General features: G+C 58.3%; 14 protein-coding genes. 4 read left to right on the top strand and 10 right to left on the bottom strand.

What is annotated here, in order from left to right; translation table 11 throughout:
- Window positions 1–36 precede the first annotated feature (36 nt).
- The 6 genes from nagZ to RGB73_RS08940 form a co-directional block, all read right to left on the bottom strand.
- Entirely contained in the window at window positions 37–2154 is a 2118-nt protein-coding gene (nagZ, locus tag RGB73_RS08965) for a beta-N-acetylhexosaminidase (RefSeq protein WP_310771083.1), read from the bottom strand.
- A complete protein-coding gene (locus tag RGB73_RS08960; RefSeq protein ID WP_310771082.1) occupies window positions 2151–3839 on the bottom strand; it encodes a serine hydrolase domain-containing protein in 1689 nt (562 codons plus the stop codon). Before RGB73_RS08960 ends, nagZ begins: the two co-directional genes overlap by 4 nt.
- Before the next feature lie 6 nt (window positions 3840–3845).
- Window positions 3846–5114, bottom strand: a complete 1269-nt coding sequence (locus RGB73_RS08955; protein ID WP_310771081.1) for an exo-beta-N-acetylmuramidase NamZ family protein — start codon at window positions 5112–5114, stop codon at window positions 3846–3848.
- Window positions 5115–5295: 181 nt separating this feature from the next.
- A complete protein-coding gene (locus tag RGB73_RS08950; RefSeq protein WP_310771079.1) occupies window positions 5296–6624 on the bottom strand; it encodes a serine hydrolase domain-containing protein in 1329 nt (442 codons plus the stop codon).
- A gap of 49 nt (window positions 6625–6673) precedes the next feature.
- Window positions 6674–7759: a DmpA family aminopeptidase gene (locus RGB73_RS08945; RefSeq protein WP_310771077.1), complete on the bottom strand. Its 1086-nt coding sequence runs from the start codon at window positions 7757–7759 to the stop codon at window positions 6674–6676.
- 62 nt (window positions 7760–7821) lie between these two features.
- Window positions 7822–8757, bottom strand: coding sequence for a dipeptidase (locus RGB73_RS08940; protein WP_310771075.1), 936 nt, complete (start codon window positions 8755–8757; stop codon window positions 7822–7824).
- A 120-nt stretch (window positions 8758–8877) separates the two neighbouring features.
- On the opposite strand from RGB73_RS08940, the gene RGB73_RS08935 reads away from it, so the two are divergent.
- The gene (locus RGB73_RS08935) at window positions 8878–9771 is read left to right on the top strand and encodes a LysR family transcriptional regulator (RefSeq protein ID WP_310771073.1); all 894 of its coding nucleotides are present in this window, start codon (window positions 8878–8880) and stop codon (window positions 9769–9771) included.
- Between the two features lie 43 nt (window positions 9772–9814).
- Here RGB73_RS08935 and RGB73_RS08930 read toward each other — a convergent pair whose 3' ends face one another.
- From RGB73_RS08930 to RGB73_RS08915, 4 genes are all read right to left on the bottom strand, one after another.
- Window positions 9815–10645 carry an AraC family transcriptional regulator gene (locus tag RGB73_RS08930; RefSeq protein WP_310771071.1) on the bottom strand — a complete coding sequence of 277 codons (831 nt, stop codon included), beginning with the start codon at window positions 10643–10645 and terminating at the stop codon, window positions 9815–9817.
- A gap of 122 nt (window positions 10646–10767) precedes the next feature.
- Window positions 10768–11724 (bottom strand): Gfo/Idh/MocA family protein, encoded by a 957-nt coding sequence (locus RGB73_RS08925; RefSeq protein ID WP_310771070.1) that lies wholly within the window; start codon window positions 11722–11724, stop codon window positions 10768–10770.
- A 44-nt stretch (window positions 11725–11768) separates the two neighbouring features.
- Window positions 11769–12971, bottom strand: coding sequence for an MDR family MFS transporter (locus RGB73_RS08920; RefSeq protein ID WP_310771068.1), 1203 nt, complete (start codon window positions 12969–12971; stop codon window positions 11769–11771).
- 232 nt (window positions 12972–13203) lie between these two features.
- On the bottom strand, window positions 13204–14445 hold the full coding sequence (locus RGB73_RS08915) for a dicarboxylate/amino acid:cation symporter (RefSeq protein WP_310771066.1): 1242 nt from the start codon (window positions 14443–14445) through the stop codon (window positions 13204–13206).
- 98 nt (window positions 14446–14543) lie between these two features.
- Between RGB73_RS08915 and RGB73_RS08910 the strand changes: the two genes are divergently transcribed.
- The 3 genes from RGB73_RS08910 to RGB73_RS08900 all read left to right on the top strand — a co-directional run bounded on the left by RGB73_RS08910 (window position 14544) and on the right by RGB73_RS08900 (window position 17947).
- The gene (locus RGB73_RS08910; protein WP_310771064.1) at window positions 14544–15902 is read left to right on the top strand and encodes an aspartate aminotransferase family protein; all 1359 of its coding nucleotides are present in this window, start codon (window positions 14544–14546) and stop codon (window positions 15900–15902) included.
- Window positions 15903–15982: 80 nt separating this feature from the next.
- Complete coding sequence (locus tag RGB73_RS08905; RefSeq protein WP_310771062.1) at window positions 15983–16852, top strand: MurR/RpiR family transcriptional regulator; 870 nt, start codon at window positions 15983–15985, stop codon at window positions 16850–16852.
- 273 nt (window positions 16853–17125) lie between these two features.
- Window positions 17126–17947, top strand: coding sequence for a stalk domain-containing protein (locus RGB73_RS08900; RefSeq protein WP_310771060.1), 822 nt, complete (start codon window positions 17126–17128; stop codon window positions 17945–17947).
- Window positions 17948–18005: the final 58 nt, after the last annotated feature.

Genomic DNA, 18005 nt, shown 5'->3' with positions numbered 1-18005 from the left:
CCGGCACATCTGCTGCCGGATCTTTCGCTTTTTCGCTCACTCGCTTCCGATCGGCTCGAAGGTCAAGCCGTGTCCGAACGGGTACATCGTTCCTCCCCTCCCGTCCGGAATCGTGACAGGCAGCCTGCCGGTCGGGAGATTCCAGCCAAACATAGTGGCTGCTGTGGCCGCAAAGCTCGCTTGACGGTATCCGTACTGGGCCAGGTAGGCATCTACATGCGGGTAGGCCATGATGTCGTACGGATTGCGGATACCGACGCCGATTACCGGCCTTTGAGTCCGCTCGACGATTTGTCTGAACAGCTCGATCCCGGCAGCCTTCGGCGATCTTGCTTTGACATCCGCCGTGCATGAAGCGAGAATGACGACGTCCGCCCGCATGACCTGCTGCCATTGGAAGGGAGAAAGCCCGCGCTTGCCGATGCGGATCGTCTCCGTCTCGGCATGGTATTTCTTCACGGCGTCGGCAAGCACCTCCACATAGCTGTCACCGACCACCGCGATTCTCTGCCCGTCTGCCAACGCCAAGGGCAGCACGCCGTTGTTCTTCACCAAGGTGATGGAGCGCATGGCCGCTTCCGCCTCCACCTGCCTGTGCTCCCTCGAGCCGATCCGCTCCATCGCCCGGATCAGCTTGGCTTCAACCGTAACCGGGTCTTCTTCCTTCACGATTCCCCGCTTGATCTTCATCGTCAAAATCCGTCTTTGGGACTGATCGATTCGCGTCTCGCTGATCTCGCCCCGCCGCACAGCTTCCCGCACACCCTTCACGACCTCGTCCAGATCGGTCGGCATCAGCACGACATCCACGCCCGCCTGGATCGCCCGTACGGCTGCATCCGCTGCCCCGAAGTGATCGGCGATAGCCTGCATGTTCATGGCATCGGTAAAGATGACACCGTCAAACCCGAGCTCTTCGCGCAGGAGCCCCGTAACGATTCGTGGAGAGAGTGTCGCTGGGAGGTGGATTGTCGTTCCGTCCTTTTTGGAAAGGACGGTACTCCCGTCGATTTGTGGAAAGGTGATATGTGCGGTCATGATCGCATCCACCCCGGCAGTGATCGCCTGTTTGAACGGGTATAGCTCGACCCGGGCGAGCCGCTCCCTGCCGTGCGTGACCTGCGGCAAGCCCAGGTGGGAATCGACAGCGGTATCCCCATGGCCGGGAAAGTGCTTGGCTGTCGAGACGATGCCATTGTGCTGAAGCCCTGCGGCAAACGCAACGCCCAAATCGCCGACCAGCCGCGGATCCTCTCCGAACGAGCGCACGCCGATGACCGGATTGTTCGGATTGTTGTTCACATCCAGATCGGGGGCGAAGTTGGTATTGATCCCCAGGCTGGCAAGCTCGCTGCCGATGACATCCCCCGCCTTCCAGGCCAATTCGCCGGAGCGCGCAGCTCCCAACGCCATATTGCCCGGCAGGTCCGTTCCTTGCCGCAAGCGCGACACGATCCCACCCTCCTGGTCCAGCGCGATCAGCATCCCGTACTTTTGGGCCGCTTGCTGGTATGCGTGGACGAGGTTGATCGTCTGCTCCGTGTTTTCGATGTTTTCCCGAAACAATATGACGCCCCCGAGCTGGTACCGCTTGATTGCTGCCTCCACGTCCGGAAGCAGCCTGGTCACGGCCTTGCCATTCACCTTGCGAAAGTCCGCCATTATCATTTGGCCGATCTTTTCTTCAAGCGTCATGCGGGCGATCAATTTGCGGATGATTCGGTAGCGCTCGCCTTTTTGCTTGACCACTGTCACCCTGGGTTTCCCCTGCTGGCGGAGGGTGAGTTCGAGCCGATCCTGCAAACGTCCATCCGATACAGAGAGAAAGGTCGTCCCTTGACTGGTTGAAAAGTGGACGACGCCTTCGTCATCGACCGAGGCGACGTTTTTGTTCGAGCTTTTCCATTGCAGACGGCGGGTCGCCTTTTCCACATGCCCGTCCCTGTACACGTGAAGGGCCTGCAAGGGAAGGGTATCGCCGATCACCGCAGCATCGATCTCGGGAATGTTCAAATCGATGATCAGGTCAGGTATCTGCACCAGTGCTGCGGCACCCGCCCCGGAACTGCTCTGGCTGGTGCCGATCACTACCGCGAAAAGCAGCAGAGCGTGGGCAATGACTCCCTTTCGCGTGCGTGTTGCGGTTCGATTCATGGCTTCTCCTCCCTCCCGCCTTCGCGTGACCAGCCTTCCGCCAGCCAATCCGTCCCGATCTTGCGCCCGGTCCGATCGAGCAACACCGGATGATGAACGTACCAGCCCCTGCCGTTGATCGTCCCGTCCGTCTCATAGCGGAACCGGATGTATTTCACCCCTTCCGGCAGCCTCCACGATACGCGGACCCAGTCGCTTTCTCCCGTCGCCGCATCGCCGAGCTTCTTCCAGCGGATTTTATCCGGCGATACTTCCACGTAGCCGTAGTCATACTCATTCTCGATCCGATACCACGTGTCATACGTCAGCGTGCCTCCCGCGGCCATGCTCGCTTCGGCGGTCAATGTCGCCTGCCGGTCGTCGCCCGTCCCCGCGAACCAGGCGCCGTCCTGCCAGGGAATGTCGACCGAAATCGCCAAGGAGGCCTGCCTTGCGACCGCATTGCGAAGCGGGGTAAGGGAGGCCGTATCGCGGACGGGGTGGATCCGGTTCGTAAGGAAAATGACGATGGCTTGCTGGCTGTGGCTCACCAGAAGCGATGTACCGGTAAAACCCGTGTGCCCCATCGAACGGCTGTCGCCGAGCGCATCCATGTACGTTCCGCGATCCAGCTGCCAGCCCAGACCGTGCTTTTCATCCGACAAGGCGGACAATTGATTTTGAGCCATCCAGGCTGCGGCCTTCTCTGACAGGATGCGCTTCCCCCCATACGTGCCGCCGTTTAGCATCATCTGGGCAAAGACTGCCAAATCGCGGGCCGTCCCAAACAGGCCGGCATGACCGGCCACTCCTCCGAGTGCCCAGGCGTTCTCGTCTTGCACCTGGCCCCAGATAAGTCCCCTGTCAGTGGCAGCCTGGTACTCCGTCGCAGCGGATCTCTTTCGCAATGGAGGGGGAGGGTTGTACATGGTCTCAGCAAGCCCCAGCGGCTGTGCGATGCTCTCCCGGATGAAGTCATCCAGGCGTTTTCCGGACAGCCTTTCGACCAGGACGCCCAATACCAGCATGTTGACATCGCTGTATACGTGGGCACGGCCCGGCTCTTCCGCGAGAGGCAGGCGCAGGACCGTCTGCAGCAGCGCTTCGCGGCTGCCCCCCTGCTTGTACAGCGGGACGTATGCCGCGAAACCGGACGTATGCGTCAACAGCTGGCGAACCGTCACCTTTTCCTTGCCTTTTCCGACGAAATCAGGCAGGTAGGTCACTACTGGTTCGTCCAGCCGGATGCGTCCCTGGTCGTATAGCTGCATGACTGCTACTGCGGTAAACAGCTTGCTGACCGACGCGAGGTCAAACAACGTGTCTGTCCGCATCCGGACGGGCGAACGCAGCTCGCCGTACCCGTCATCCGCGTACTTGGCGGCATATCCGTACGCTTGCTCCCAGGCGATCACGCCGCGCCGGGCTACGAGCACGACCGCGCCAGGCACGAGTTTGCGCTCGATCGCAGACTGGATCACCTGGTCGATCTGGTCCAGCGCCTTTTCAGACAGCCCCGCTTCGGCAGGCGAACCCGGGCGCAGCTCCGTACGGGATGGTCCCGGCGCATCCCACGCGTGCGTGAGCGGGTGAGGGACGGGCCGCGGCTTCTTCTCACCGTCCGGCTTCTGGGCTGCCCACGCAGGGCAAATCAAACCCGCGCACAAGCACACGCACAATCCGACGATCACCGCTCTTTTTTTCATTTTCCATCACTCCGAACCATAGAGCAGATAAGGCTTGCGCCGTTCTTCAAAAGCGCGCAGACAGCCCTGCCATTTTGCGACGATGTCCGGGACCGCTACTCCCTGGTCGATGGCTTTGCGGACCTCGTCCGTACCGAGGAGCCTGTCGATCCAGTGGTCGCGTCGCCAGGCAAACTGTCCCGGATAGCGCTTTTTTACTTCCGCGATCACGGTCAAGGCGGTTCTCACCGGTTCAAACCGATCCGGGTCCGTCACGTAAAACTGCACGCCTCCGACCGTTTTGCCCGCGTGCTTGGAAAAGGCGGGCTGAAAATACGCCGCACGAAAATGAACGCCGGGCAAGTCCAGACGATTCAAGGCCTGGGCCAGCTCCCACCCGTCAATGTACGGGGCGCCGATCCACTCAAATGGGCGCGTCGTTCCCCGCCCCTCGGAAAGATTGGTGCCTTCAAACAGGCAGTTGCCCGGATAGACGGCAGTCGTATCGACGGTAGGCATATTGGGTGACGGCAGCACCCACGGAAGGCCCGTCTCTTCATACGACATTCCCCGTTTCCAGCCAGCCATGGGAATGACGGTGAGGTCGAGCTTTTTGCCGAGCTCCTTTTCTATGAATTGCTCCCGAAACAACAGGGCCAGCTCTCCCGCTGTCATCCCGTGACGGATGGGAATGGGATACAGGCCGACGAAAGAGCGGTACCGCGGATCGAGAACAGGCCCTTCGACCTTTTCCCCGCCGATCGGGTTGGGGCGGTCCAGCACGACAAAAGGCTTTCCGGCCAAGGCAGCTGCCTTCATCCCGTACGCCATCGTCGCCGTGTACGTGTAAAAGCGCGAGCCGACGTCCTGAATATCATACAGGACGACATCGACGCCACTGAGCAGACGGGCCATTTCCTCCGGCTTTTTTCCATACACATTGTAAAAAGGCAGCCCGCTTTTCGGGTCCCGATACGTATCCGTGGCGGAGCCTGCCTGCTCCGCGCCGCGAATGCCGTGCTCCGGTCCGTATACGGCTACCAGATTGACTTTCTTTTCGAGCAGCGCATCCACATCGTGAACGAGCTGTCTGGTGACTCCTGTCGCATTGGTAATCAGACCGACCCGCTTTCCGGCGAGCATGCCGGGATCCTCCAGCAGCCTCTCGATGCCGGTCTGAACGGCGTAGGAAATCTGTTTTTCCTTCGCATCTGCGAGCTCTCCCGCTCCTCCCACAGCCAATGAGCCGAGCAGGACGAAAGAGCACAGGAGGCGAAAGCAGTCGGACAAAGCCATGCAGCATCACCTCTTGATATCGTGTTTGCAAGCCATGACTACCCCATTCATTATTGGCTTTTTTTGGAGGGGCAATCCCCCGTTTTGGGGAAAGCGGTCAAAAATGACGCAGCTGCGAAAATAGCTCCACACAAAAAAAAGACGAACCTGGATGATCCAGGTCCGTCCGAAGAGCAGAAATCTAGTCGACTCGGGTGAGCATTCGCAGCCCCAGCAGGACTGCCCAAGCTCGCTCCTCCGACTTGAAAAAGAAGCGCAGCGGCTGCTCCGTCTCTCGAAAAACCAGCGTGTCGACCGCACTCGGGCGCATGGCGAACTGTGTTCCCGCCACATCTGCCACCGGCTCGCCTTCCCGCAGGAAGATACGGACATATCCGCCCTCTGCCGAGCGGTAAGTCCCGACCAGCCTCTGCAGCTCCTGCGGCGACGCTTCGAGGCTCGGTTCCCGCTCTTCCCTGTGTTCCAGCGGCAGCCCCAATCCGGCATTGACCGCCGCGAGCCAAAGATCGCGGATCGGCACCTGATCGAGATTGGACAGCACCGCCACCACCAGTCCCGCTTCCGGAACGAATCCGAAATTCGACGAGACGCCCGGCTGGCCACCCCCGTGCTCGACCAGCGTCGTTCCGGGTACGTATTCGGGCACTACTTTGAAGGCATACCCGTACCAGGCATTTCTCGTCAGGCGATGGACCGGCTGGCGCATTTCCTTCAGCAGCGCTTCACTGGCAATACTGACATCCCGGATGCGCCCGCTGTTCACGTGGAGCTCCCCGTACTTCAGCAAATCCAGCACATTGGAGCGAATGCCCCCGCCAACCTCGTAGTTCCCCAGCGTGGGCCAATCCGCCCTTTTCGGTTCAGACGCCCCTGCCTGCTTCACGTAAGGCACGGACACATTGTGCATTCGCGCCAGCTCTTCGAGGCTGAACGTCGAACGGTTCATCTGCAGCGGTTCCAGCAGCAAATGAGTCACGTAGCGTCGGAACAGGCGGCCCGTCACCCTCTCGATGATCGCCCCCAGCAAAAGGAAGGTGTCGTTGCAGTAACTGAAAAATTCCCCCGGCGCTCCCAAAAGCTCGCAGTCCGCAGCCGCGATGTGTTCGAAATGTTCGTCCCATTTCGTCAACTCTTCGCGACGTACAATCGGCGGGAGCCCTGTCGTATGGGAGAGCAGATGGCGGATTTTCACCTCGTGGGGATCGCCCGCTTTCGGCAACCGGAAAGAGGGGAGATAGCGAGTGACCGGATCGTCCAGCGACAGCTGGCCCTCAAATGCCAGCTGCATGATCGCGACAGCCGTGAAAGACTTGGTCACCGAAGCGACGCCAAACATCGTGTCGGGTGTCACCGGCTCTTTGGTCTGCATATCCCGTACGCCAAACCCTTTCTGATAGATGACGTCCCCCTGCCGGGAAATGGCGATCGCCAGCCCCGGCACCTGATGGCGCTCTCTGAAATCCAGAACGAACCGATCCAAGGCCGATTCGTTGATCGGTATAGCCGACATATCCTCTGCCCCCTCTATCGTCCTTACTTTACTTTGTAGCGCAGGTCAGTCAGCCTCGAGTCGCCAGGAGCTCCTCGAACGGAAACGCGTACACTGTGCGCCCCTGTCTGCCCGTCGTCGTCCGGGCCTGGGAAAGTGAATTGTAAATCGCCTCCTCCGTCGCCTCGGCGGCTGCCGCGAACAGCTCGTTCATCACCGGCTGATCCTCGCGCAGCTGCAAGCGCGTCTCCACGATCTGCTCGGTTCGATGGGGAATTTTTTGGGCGGTGGAAAAGGCGATCACGATGTCTCCGCTTCCGTGGCTAAAGTGGCTGCCCGTCCGACCGAGTCCGATCCCCGACCGCTTGGCTACACGCAGCAGCTGCCGATCGCTCAGCGGCGCATCCGTGGCAATCACCATGATGATCGAGCCATCCGCCTGCTTCTCGACGGCTGGCAATCCGTCCACCTTTCCGGAAAACAGCCTGTCCGCCAAAAACTCTTCCTTCCGTCCAAAGTTGCTCAGAACGAGCGCTCCCACCGTGTACGCGGAGTCGCCGGCAGACACCACCCGCGAAGAAGAACCGATTCCGCCCTTGTAGCCAAAAGCGACCATGCCCGTTCCGGCTCCTACCGCACCTTCCGCGACGGGTCCATCCGACGCGCTGCGAATCGCGGCGATGGCGTCCTGCGGCTGCACGGCGCAGCGGCGAATCGAATTCAAGTGGCTGTCGTTGCACTCCCCCACGACGATGTTGATCGTCCCTGTCGTGTCTCCGATCTCTTCATGAGCATCCAGCATGTACTGGAGCGTACCCTGGGTGACGGCAGGGACGGAGAACGTATTGGTGAGCATGATCGGCGATTCCAGTACCCCGAGCTCGTTTACCTGCACGAGTCCTGTCGTCTTGCCGAAACCGTTGATGACGTAGCTGGCAGCGGCCACTTTTTCCCGAAACAGGCTTCCGCCATGGGGCAAAATGGCCGTCACACCCGTGCAGGCGTACTCCCCTTCCCCGCCTTCCAGCTCGCGCGTAATAGTCACATGCCCGACCCGCACATCGGGCACATCTGTAATGTCGTTTTTTTCACCAGTCGGCAGATGCCCGATCTTTACGCCATAAGCGCGAATTTTTTGGGGTCCGTTGGATGTCATTGTTTCGTTCTCCTCCTTTTGGGCGCTTGCCCCAAGTCGTCCTAAGGCTGACGCGAGCTCCTTTACACAGGGCGGCATCTCAAAAAGTTCCCGCCGGCAAACCCGCGCACTTCTTCCTCGGAGTAACGCTTGAGCAGCTCGTTCAGGAGATTGTACGTCATCCCGGCATGCTCGAGCCCGACCACTTTGGTGGTGATCCCGTCAAAATCGGAGCCGAGACCGAGCTGCCGCACTCCGCCCAGCGAACAAAAATGATCGATGTGGCGGATCAGGTCGGCGATGGTCACTTCCCCTTTTTCCTTGATGAACATCGGGCAGTAGACCACGTGTACCATCGCGCCCTTGGCAAACAGCGCCTTCGCCTGCTCATCGCTCAGATTGCGCGGATTGTCGCAGCACGCCTTCGCGTTGGAATGGCTCGCGATCGGATAGTTCGCCGCCTCCAGCGCATCCCAAAAGCTGGCCTCGCCCAGGTGCGAGACGTCAGTCAGCATCTTGTGCTCGTTGTGAAAACGGACAATCTCCTTTCCAAACGCCGTCAAGCCCGCATTTCTCGGCTCCAGTGCCCCGTCAGCCGCCAGATTGGCGTAATTCCAAGTCAAACCGACGGAGCGGACGCCAAGCTGGTACAAAATATGCAGCTTTTGCAGGTCGTTGCCGATCGGCTCTACGCCCTCCAGCGTCAGCATCGCTCCGATCTGGCCGTCCTCCAGGTTGTCAAAATCGCTCCATTCCCGGATTTGCCTCATCTCCGGATGCTTTCCCAGCACGTCCGCGTAAAAATGGTGGATCTGATCCAGCGCCGCCTGAAATCGCTGCTCCGCCTTCATGTCCGCCGGGGTGTAAATGGCAAAGCATTGCACCTTGACCCTGCCTTGCACGAGCCGACGCTTGTTCACGTCCAGCTCCTCGGCATCCGCGAACGAGATCTCCCCTTGCCGTTCCCACAATTTCAAAAGCGCATCGCAGTGCAAATCGATGATGTCCATGCCCGGCATCGTTTATCGCCATCCTCTTCTAGCAAGTCTCTTGATTTTACGTTAATGTATCTGTATCGGCGAATCCAATAAAAGATTCACATAGGCGTCTTTAAAATTTTGCATAATGGAGTCTTCCCTATGAATATGGAACAGATTGAAGCGTTTATTTTTGTCGCATTGACCGGCAGTTTCAGCAAGACCGCGGAGCTCCTTTACCTCTCCCAGCCTACCGTCAGCATGCGCATCAAAGCGTTGGAGACGTCCATGGGCTGCAAGCTGTTTCAACGGACCGGACACACGATCTCGCTCACGAAGGAAGGCGACCTCTTCCTGCCGTACGCGAAAAATATCCTGCACATGCTCCAGGAAGGGCAGCAGGCGATTCAGCGCTCCTACGGCGATGTGGAGGGCGAGCTGGTCATCTCCTCCGTGTTCGTGGCCGCCTTCTACATCCTTCCCGACCTCATGGAGCAATTCCAAAAGCTGTATCCCAAAATCAAGCTGACGATCCTCACCGGCCATTCCCATCAGGTGCTGGACATGGTGCTGAATCACGAAGTATCCTTCGGGATCGCCAGGGAAGTGAACCATCCGCAAATCAATCGCATCCAGCTCATGTCGGATGACATGGTGCTCGCCATCTATCCGGACCATCCCTTCGCCAACCGGCAGCAGGTCTCGATCGAGGAGGTGGCCCGGGAGAGACTGATCCTCTTCAACCGCGGCTCCCTGGACTGGAAGCTGATCAGCAGCGCCTTCAGCCATCACCAGTTGCAAAACAACGTCGTGATGGAAGCGGACAACATCGAAGTCGTCAAGCGGATGGTCAAGCAAAAGCTGGGGATCGCCTTCCTGCCTCGCTTTGCCATTCAGAAAGATTTGACAGAAGCGGAGCTGCTCGATGTGTCCGTACAAAGCCTGCCTCAGCTCAACCGCAACTTTGAACTGATCTACCTCAAGGACACGCCGCTGGGGGGGATCATGAAGACGTTTATCGACTTTTTGATGCAGAGCCGATTGCTGAAAGCATGACTTTCGACTGCATGCTTTCGGCCAGGAATTTCTGTCCCGCCCGTCACGACCGGTTGCGGTATTCAGTCGGGGTCATCCCGTATCTTTGCTTGAACTGGCGCTCAAAGCCGGACAGACTGCCGAAACCGCAGGCAAAGGCGACATCGGTGATCTCGCGGCTGGAGCTAAGCAACGCCTCCGCTGCTCGGGCGAGACGAATATCCGCCACGTAGCGCGACGGCGTCACCCCCAAGTGAAGGCGGAACAGCCGGATGAGGTAAAACTTGTTCACGCCTGCCGTCGCCGCCAGCTGCTCGATGTTGATGGGGCTGGCGTACTGCTCATGGATTCGTTCCAACACCCGGTTCAGGGAAGGATGGGTGGTCGGCACGGGACGAGACCGCCATGCAGCCGAGTGCGAACCGGTTTGCCTGCCAAGCAGCTGGCGTGCCAGCTCCCACTCCCACTCCTGCCACGCCAGATCGTCCGGGGCCAGGTGCAAGGCCTGCCTCATCGCCTGATCCGCCAGCTTCTGGAACACGTCGGCATCGCCCTTCGCCCATGGGGCAAACTCCAACGGGACACTCGGATCTGCGCTCCCCGTCTGCTCTGCCAGCACCTGCTGCAAATACCCGCTGCTCAGATTGATCAGCAGCACTCTCGACGAACGTCCTTGTGCAAAATGGAGATGCTTTTCCCCCGGCCTCGTCAGGCACCAGTGCCGATCCGCAAGCGGCTTTGTCTCTCCCTCGCGCTCGATCACGGGCAAACCGTCCAGCGGAATGCTCATCTGATAATCATCGCCGTGGCCGTGCAGCTTTGGGTCGGCTGTTTCCGGCGCGAAGTGAAGCACCATGATTTTGCTGTGGGCAAACTGTAATTCTGCGACTTTCACCGTTTCGTCCCCTCGTTTTCCGCTTCATGCTTCTTCCATCTTACGCCGCCTGCCAAACCCTGGCAATGAAAAGCAAAAAGACCGCAGAGCGTTCCTTTGCGGTCCTTCGTCATCTGTTTTCGTCAGTGATTCCCCAGCAACTCTTCCAGCACCTTCTGCAACTTGACACCCGTCTCGAACGTGACCAGCCTCGCCTCTTCCCCCCGGATCGCACGGGCGAACTCGTCAAGCAGATGCGAGAGGCGATCGATCAGCGGGATGTCTACCTGCACGACCGGTTCGTTGTTTCCGCCCACGTGAAGATTCGTCCAGTTTTGCAGACTGAGTGTCCCTTCCGTACCGTAAATGCGGTAATCCAGATGCTCCTGGTGCGCGATGCCGGCAAGACCATTGATCGTGACAGGCGTACCGTCCGCAAGACGCAGGAGCGCAGATACCCCTGTCTCGCAGGCTTCCGGATCCGCCGGATAGTCTACCTCCGAACGAACCACTTCCAGGTCGCCAAACAACGCATACGTCAAGTGCGTATAGTGGGGCAGCACCTCCCGGATGAAGCCGCCCTGCTCGCGGCCGGACAGCCACGGCGTCTGCTGCCAAGGACGCGGCCATACGTGGAAGTGGGTGAGGATGTCAATGCGGCGGATCGTCCCCAGATCCTCCAGACGACGCTTCAGCTCGGGAAAGATCGCCTGATAGTACGTAGGAAAGTTCATCGCATGCACGACTCCCGCTTCCCTTGCAGCCTGCAGCATCTCTTCCGCTTCCCCCAGCGTATTGGCCAGCGGCTTTTCGCACAGCAGATGCTTTTTCCTCGCCAGGATGTCCAGCGCGATCCCGTGGTGGAATTTGGGCGGTACCGCCAAGTAGACGGCGTCCAGCTCCTCTGCATCCAGCATCTCGCGGTGATCGGTATACCAAGGGACATCCCCCGAGAGCTTGGCTGCCTCCTGTGCCCGCTCGGCAGACACGTCGCTGATCGCTGCGATCCGAAACGTTTGATGGGTGCGGAGGGCGTTCATCATCCGCTCTCCCATTACTCCCGCGCCAATGACGCCGATTTTGTAGCTCGCTGTACTCATCTATGAATCCCCCGTTTCTCATTTGTGTCTTTATTCTTCTGGTTTTACAGTCCGGCCTTCTGACTTTGCTGTTGCCAGATTTGCGCCCGCATGAACAGGGGCACTGCGCACCACGCCGTCAGCATGAGCAGGGCGAAGACCAGCAGGCCGCGGGAAAAGCCGAGCGTTTCCAGCAAGAAGCCTCCCAGCCACGGCCCGACGCCCTGTCCGATAAAAGCCAGTCCGCTCGCTCCGAAATACGTTCCCCGCAGCTCGGACGGCGCGAGCTCCTGGACGACTATCTCTCCCATCACGAAGCAAAGAAGCTCCCCAACCGTGAAGACGACCATCGACAGCACGAGTCCGATCCAGCTTGGAAAAGCGCCGAAGCCGAACAGCCCTGCTCCGAGCAGCAGCGCTCCCCACTGAAGCGCCGCGATCGGCGGCTTCCTCCGAAAGAGCCGCATGACCGGCGCTTGCAAGGAGAGCACAGCGATGGTGTTCGTAAGCACGAGCCAGGAATACAGCTGGATACCGTCTGTGATGCCCGGCGCATTTGCCATGTACTGCGCCAGTGTGGACTCCATCTGGGCATAGGCGGCGTACACAAAGGAAGAGCCGAGCAGGTAGCTGCGAAATGCCCTGTCGATGGCAGCTGCCTGCCACGCCTTGCGAAAGGTGACGGACTGACGGCTCTTTGTCCATACTGCCGTCGCCGGAAAACGTATGCTGACTACGACAAGCAGCAACAGGTACGAGAGGCATATCCCTGCCGTCACCCAAAAAGGTCCGGTCGTATGCGCGCTGCCGAGATACACGCCTGCCAACGGCCCCAGCGCGGCCCCCGCATTGATTGCCAGATAGCGGGCCCGAAAAACATGCATCAGTTTTTCGGGCGGGGCGATATCGCCGATCAGCGCCTTCGAGGTCGGCTCGAACAAATTGCGGAAAAAGCCGTTGCATGCACTGACGAGAAAGAAGCCCAGCCACGTCTGCACCATTGCAAACCCTACGAACGTCGCACTCCAGCCGAGCAGCGAGATGAGCATGATCGGATAGCGTCCGAAACGATCCGACCAGACCCCGCCCAAAAAACTGCTGAACATCCCGACCAAAAAGCTGACGCCGATGACCGTTCCGACCCAGCCTGCCTCCATTCCCGCCACCTGGTGCAAATAAATCGCCAAAAAAGGCATGGTCATGTACGTGCCGATCCGTGACAAAAATGTTCCTGCCACCAGACTCCAAACAACAGGACGCCAATTCATCGGCCCTCTCCCCATTTCTCCATGGAACTGAACAATCCTTGTGCACAACTATGGTAGCGAAAAAAAAGAGGCGCCGCTCTGCGTGGATTGACCTTCGTACACCGCAATTTTCGCAGGGCATCCGCAAAATCGATCGCAAAAAAGAGAGCCCTCAACCGGAGCTCTCCCTGTTTGTTTCCATGCTGCCTGCCCTTTTTATACGAGCGGCCTGTCCACCCATCCCAACGATCCCTCAAGCGGAGACGGGCTGGTCCTGGTCGTGCTCTCTGTTTTTGCGAAACACCCCTTCCCACTTCGCCACTGCGATGCAGGAAAAGACGTGGCCGAACACATTGACTGCCGTCCGCGCCATATCGATGACACGGTCGATCCCGATGATCAGAGCCACACCTTCAGGCGGCAAGCCGACAGCCGTGACGGTCGCAAGCAGAATTACCATGGACGAGGACGGCACTGCCGCGACCCCTTTGCTGGTCACGATGAAGAAGAGGACCATCATCAGCTGCTGCTGCCACGACATGTCGATGCCAAAAGCCTGGGCAATGAACGGCCCGGCGATGGTCAGATAGAGCGTCGTGCCGTCGGAATTGAGCGGCATGCCGGCCGGGATGACGAAAGATGTGATGTACTTCGGGACGCCGTACTTTTCCAGCCGCTGCATGAGCTGGGGTACGACCGTTTCGGTGCTTCCCGTCGAAGCTCCCACGATCATCAAATCCCAGACCATTTTATAGATGTCTTTGATCGGGACGCGCAAAAGAACTGCGATGACGGAAAAGAGTCCGAAGACGACGACAGCCAGTCCGAGGTAAGCGGTTCCAATCAGTTTCAACAACGGCACGATCAGCGCGATGCCGTATGTCCCGATCGTAGCGGACATCAGGGCAAAGACGCTGACAGGAGCGGTCAGCATGACCATGTTTACGAGCTGGAAGGAAGCTTTGGAGGCGATCTCCATCATGGAAACGAACGGCCTTGCCTCATGGCCCAGCTTGACGAGGGCGATTCCGAACAGGATGCAAAAAAAGATGACGGCGAGCAAGTCGTTTTTGGCCATCACGTCGACAATGTTGGTCGGAACGATATGCAGAAGGAGGGTCTTGGCGTCAAGGACGGTCGCGGTGTTGGACGCGATTGCAGTCAAATCCGCTTGGGGAAGATTCGTCAGTTCGATGCCCTTTCCCGGCTTGACCAGATTGGCGATGCCGAGCCCGATGAACAAGATCAGCGTCGTGATCAGTTCAAACCAGACGACTGTCTTCACCCCGATCCGGCCCATTCGCTTGATGTCGCCGATGCCGGCGATCCCGACCAGCAAAGTCGTGACGATGACCGGGATGACAATCATCTTCAGCAAGCGGATGAAGGCATCTCCCACGAACTTGATCTCCTTCCCGATTTCCGGAAAAAAATGCCCAAAGGCTGCCCCTAGCACAGTCGCACCCAAAATATAAAAGGCAAACCTAGTATTCATAACATTCCCCCTGTTCGTAAAATTCAACGGCATGAAATGATTATTGCAAATTACACAAGCCCGTGCAATAATAATTTCACAAACAAGGAGGTCATGAAATGAAACTTTCATCCCTGCAAGATACCTTTGGAACAAAACGGCCTAATTCCGCGGCTTTCTTCGAGCGCGCATCCCATACGATTTCCGGCGGGGTAAACGGAAACCTGCGCTACTTTGCACCGTTTCCCATTATTTTCGAAAAGGCTGACGCCGCCAGCCTGATCGATCTGGATGGTCACCGGTACGTCGACTACCTGCTGTCTTACGGCGCACTGATGCTTGGGCACGCCCATCCCGAGGTGCTGAATGCGGTCCAGCGGGCGTGGACGGAGCAAGGAACGAGCAGCTTCGGAGCGACCCATCCGCTGGAAATGGAGATGACAGACGAGCTGCTGGCTCTGTACCCGAGCTTTGATCAGGTGCGCTTCACGAACTCCGGACTGGAAGCCACCCTGTTTGCCCTGCGTCTTGCCACGGCGCATACCGGAAAGGCGTGCATCGCCAAATTCGAAGGGCACTACCACGGCGCGCACGACCACGTCCTGCAAAGCGTCAACCCGACGGCGGACCTGTACGGAACGACACAGGCGCCCAAGTCCGTTCCCGAATCATACGGCACACCTGACTACTATCGCGATCACACGGTTATCCTTCCCTTCAACGATTGGGAGGCCTGTGAACGCATCCTGACGGAAAAAGCCGGTCAAATCTGCGCCGTCATCATGGAACCGCTGCTGTCCGGCTACATTGCGGCGGACCGCGCCTTCATGAAAAACTTGCGCGAGCTGACGACCCAGCTGGGCATCGTCCTCATCTTTGACGAGGTAAAAACCGGCTTCCGCATTGAAGTGGGCGGAGCCCAAGCCTTCTACGGCGTCGAACCGGATTTGACGGCGTTGGGAAAGGTCGCAGGCGGGGGCTTCCCGATCGGGGTCGTGGGCGGCAAGCGTGCCATCATGGAGCTGTCCTCTCCTCTCCGCTCTCCGAAAAAGTCGGAAGTAGTGTTCCACAGCGGTACGTTCAACGGCAACCCGCTGTCCATCGCCGCAGGTCTGGCTACCATCCGCTACCTGAAGCAGCCGGGGAACTTCGAGCGGATCGTGGCCAATACCCACGAGCTGCGCTCAGGCATCGACGCACTCGCAAAGCAGTACGACCTGCCTTTCCAAACGCTCGGAGAAGGAACGATCTTCAACGTCATGGCGACCCGCGAGCCGATCGGCCACTACCGCGATCTGGGCAAGAACAACGGCCAGCTGCGCCTTGCTCTCGACTTTTTGCTCATGGACAACGGCGTCTACTCCAAGCCGCTGAACCGCTTCTCGATGTCGGCTGCACACGGTCCGGCGGAAATTCAAAAGACGCTGGATGCCTTCGAGAAAAGCATGGCTGCACTGAAACAAGATCCGCTGGCTTGAGCGGCAATTGTCACCTCCTCTGTCCTGTCGTATACTTATCCCAGCATTCGTGCAAGGCAGGATGAAGAGGTGAGCCAATCTTGAATCAAAGCCCCAGTGTATTGCAAAAGCTGTCCCAAATGTATCCGCAGATGAGCCCTTCCCAGCAGGCCATCGCTGACGTCATCTTGCGCGATCCCGAGTCTTCCGCCTTTTACAACGTCGCGGAGCTGGCCAGGGAAGCGAGCGTGAGCGAATCCACCGTCACCCGCTTTGCCACGTTCCTGGGCTTCTCCGGCTTTCCCGGGCTGTCCCGCGAGCTGCAGGAATGGGTCCGCTCCCGGCTGACGACAGGCCAACGCTTTCAGTTGTCCCGCGGCACGGCCAAGGCGGAGCAGCAGACCGTCCTGCAATACTTTGAAGAGGACGCAAACAACCTGAACTTCATGATGGAACGGATCGATCTCGGTGCCCTGGAGCGCGTCGTGAAGCTGCTGCTCTCCGCGAAGCGAATCGGCATCGTCAGCTCGCGCAGCACCTTGGCGCTCGGGACGTTCCTGGACTTTTACCTGAATCTGCTCGGCAAAGAGACGCTCCTCTTTGACGGAGAGCCCCGGACGGTCGATCGGCTCCATCGCCTGCAAGAGGATGACGTGCTTGTAGGCATCGGGTTCGCCCGCTATACACGCTTCAGCGTCGATTCCCTCGCCATCGGCAAGAAAAGAGGCGCACGGATCGTCGTCATGACCGACTACCCTTCTTCCCCTCTCTGCCCCTATGCAGATGAAGTTCTGTATGCGCCGACGAGCATCGCCTCGCACATGGATTCGTTCGTCGCGCCGATGTCTCTGCTGACGGCCATCCTGCGCTCGATGTTCCATCAGGATTACGAGAAGGCGACGAACTTGCTCACCGAAATGGAAGAGGCATGGAGTGGACTTGGAATCTACTACGACCCGGCCAATTCGTAAACGATAGGATTTCATCCATTGAAAAAGGCAGTGGCCCTTTCAGACCGACATGAAGGTCAGAGAGGGCCGCTGCTGTTATTTTTGCTCTGCCAAAGCATCCATTTGATTCCTTGCTTTCCCCGCTTTCACGTTTCTCGGCAAACGTGCACTCTTATCTCCGCTGGCGCCAATGAGAAGCAGTTCACCCTTTCTTTTTCCATTCTACGAAACTTTTTCCCTACCCCTTGCGTCTACCTGATGTACCTTGTGTAAATCACTGGAAGGAGAATCATCATGTGGAAAGCTTCAAAAAGGGTCGCCATTAGCCTGAGCGTCGGACTCATCCTACTTTCGTCCGGTACTGCCCTCGCGTGGTCGGCCGTTACGAAAACGATTCAGGTGCAATTTTCCCACATCCAACTCATCGTGAACGGAAAAGCCATGCAGCCAAAAGCGGAGCCGTTTCTGTACAACGGTGTCGTCTATGCTCCCGTAGCATCGGTAGCAAACGCGCTGGGTGCTCAAACGCAGTGGGATCAAAACGCCCGTGCTGTTCGGATGACGCAACCGCCCGGCTTCAAGGAGATGGCCGCAGCGCGTGCGAAGGATGGGATCACGGAGGACAATTTCGATCCGAAGTATGAGCAATTGTACGATACGGTTTATTTGGGGACGGCAATCGGCGCAGGCTCCCAGCGTTGGGCCGTCTCGGTCAAGAACTACGCTACGATGAAAGAAGTGAAATTGCCCCGCGTCACACCGGATGGAAAGCCAATCGTCGACGCCCAGATCATTCCGGGAATGGCGTGGGCGGAAAATGCAAATGTTCCGCCAGGACATATCGGAAACGGGAATTTCGGCATCCGGGAAAAGTCGTCGGACGGTACCGAGTACATCTCGATTTACTCGTTGCAAAACGACCAGCTGCAAAGGCTCAGCTCGACAAAGTTTGAGACCCCGAAAGGCTTGTATGCGAATCTGTCGGGCACCCGGAATTACGAGCTTTTCGCCCATTTCTACAAGGACGACTTATCGGGTACCAAGCTTGTCGGGACGAGAATTTACCATATCTTGAAAGGTCGGGAAATCGACCTGTACTACGAACTGTTTCAATAGCCGATTCTTGGTTGCCCACGTCCGGTAAAGAAAGCCGGTTGTGCCCCAGGGGGTCCAT

Origin of the sequence: Brevibacillus brevis (assembly GCF_031583145.1) — a bacterium.
GTDB classification, from domain to species: domain Bacteria; phylum Bacillota; class Bacilli; order Brevibacillales; family Brevibacillaceae; genus Brevibacillus; species Brevibacillus brevis_E.
The sequence above is the reverse complement of the archived record's forward strand: the minus strand, read 5'-3'. Positions and strand labels throughout refer to the sequence as shown.

Excerpts from the sequence above, each read along its gene's own strand:
- nagZ (WP_310771083.1), bottom strand. The coding sequence starts at position 2,154 with ATGAATCGAACCGCAACACGCACGCGAAAGGGAGTCATTGCCCACGCT.
- RGB73_RS08960 (WP_310771082.1), bottom strand. The coding sequence starts at position 3,839 with ATGAAAAAAAGAGCGGTGATCGTCGGATTGTGCGTGTGCTTGTGCGCG.
- RGB73_RS08955 (WP_310771081.1), bottom strand. The coding sequence starts at position 5,114 with ATGGCTTTGTCCGACTGCTTTCGCCTCCTGTGCTCTTTCGTCCTGCTC.
- RGB73_RS08950 (WP_310771079.1), bottom strand. The coding sequence starts at position 6,624 with ATGTCGGCTATACCGATCAACGAATCGGCCTTGGATCGGTTCGTTCTG.
- RGB73_RS08945 (WP_310771077.1), bottom strand. The coding sequence starts at position 7,759 with ATGACATCCAACGGACCCCAAAAAATTCGCGCTTATGGCGTAAAGATC.
- RGB73_RS08940 (WP_310771075.1), bottom strand. The coding sequence starts at position 8,757 with ATGCCGGGCATGGACATCATCGATTTGCACTGCGATGCGCTTTTGAAA.
- RGB73_RS08935 (WP_310771073.1), top strand. The coding sequence starts at position 8,878 with ATGAATATGGAACAGATTGAAGCGTTTATTTTTGTCGCATTGACCGGC.
- RGB73_RS08925 (WP_310771070.1), bottom strand. The coding sequence starts at position 11,724 with ATGAGTACAGCGAGCTACAAAATCGGCGTCATTGGCGCGGGAGTAATG.
- RGB73_RS08920 (WP_310771068.1), bottom strand. The coding sequence starts at position 12,971 with ATGAATTGGCGTCCTGTTGTTTGGAGTCTGGTGGCAGGAACATTTTTG.
- RGB73_RS08915 (WP_310771066.1), bottom strand. The coding sequence starts at position 14,445 with ATGAATACTAGGTTTGCCTTTTATATTTTGGGTGCGACTGTGCTAGGG.
- RGB73_RS08910 (WP_310771064.1), top strand. The coding sequence starts at position 14,544 with ATGAAACTTTCATCCCTGCAAGATACCTTTGGAACAAAACGGCCTAAT.
- RGB73_RS08900 (WP_310771060.1), top strand. The coding sequence starts at position 17,126 with ATGTGGAAAGCTTCAAAAAGGGTCGCCATTAGCCTGAGCGTCGGACTC.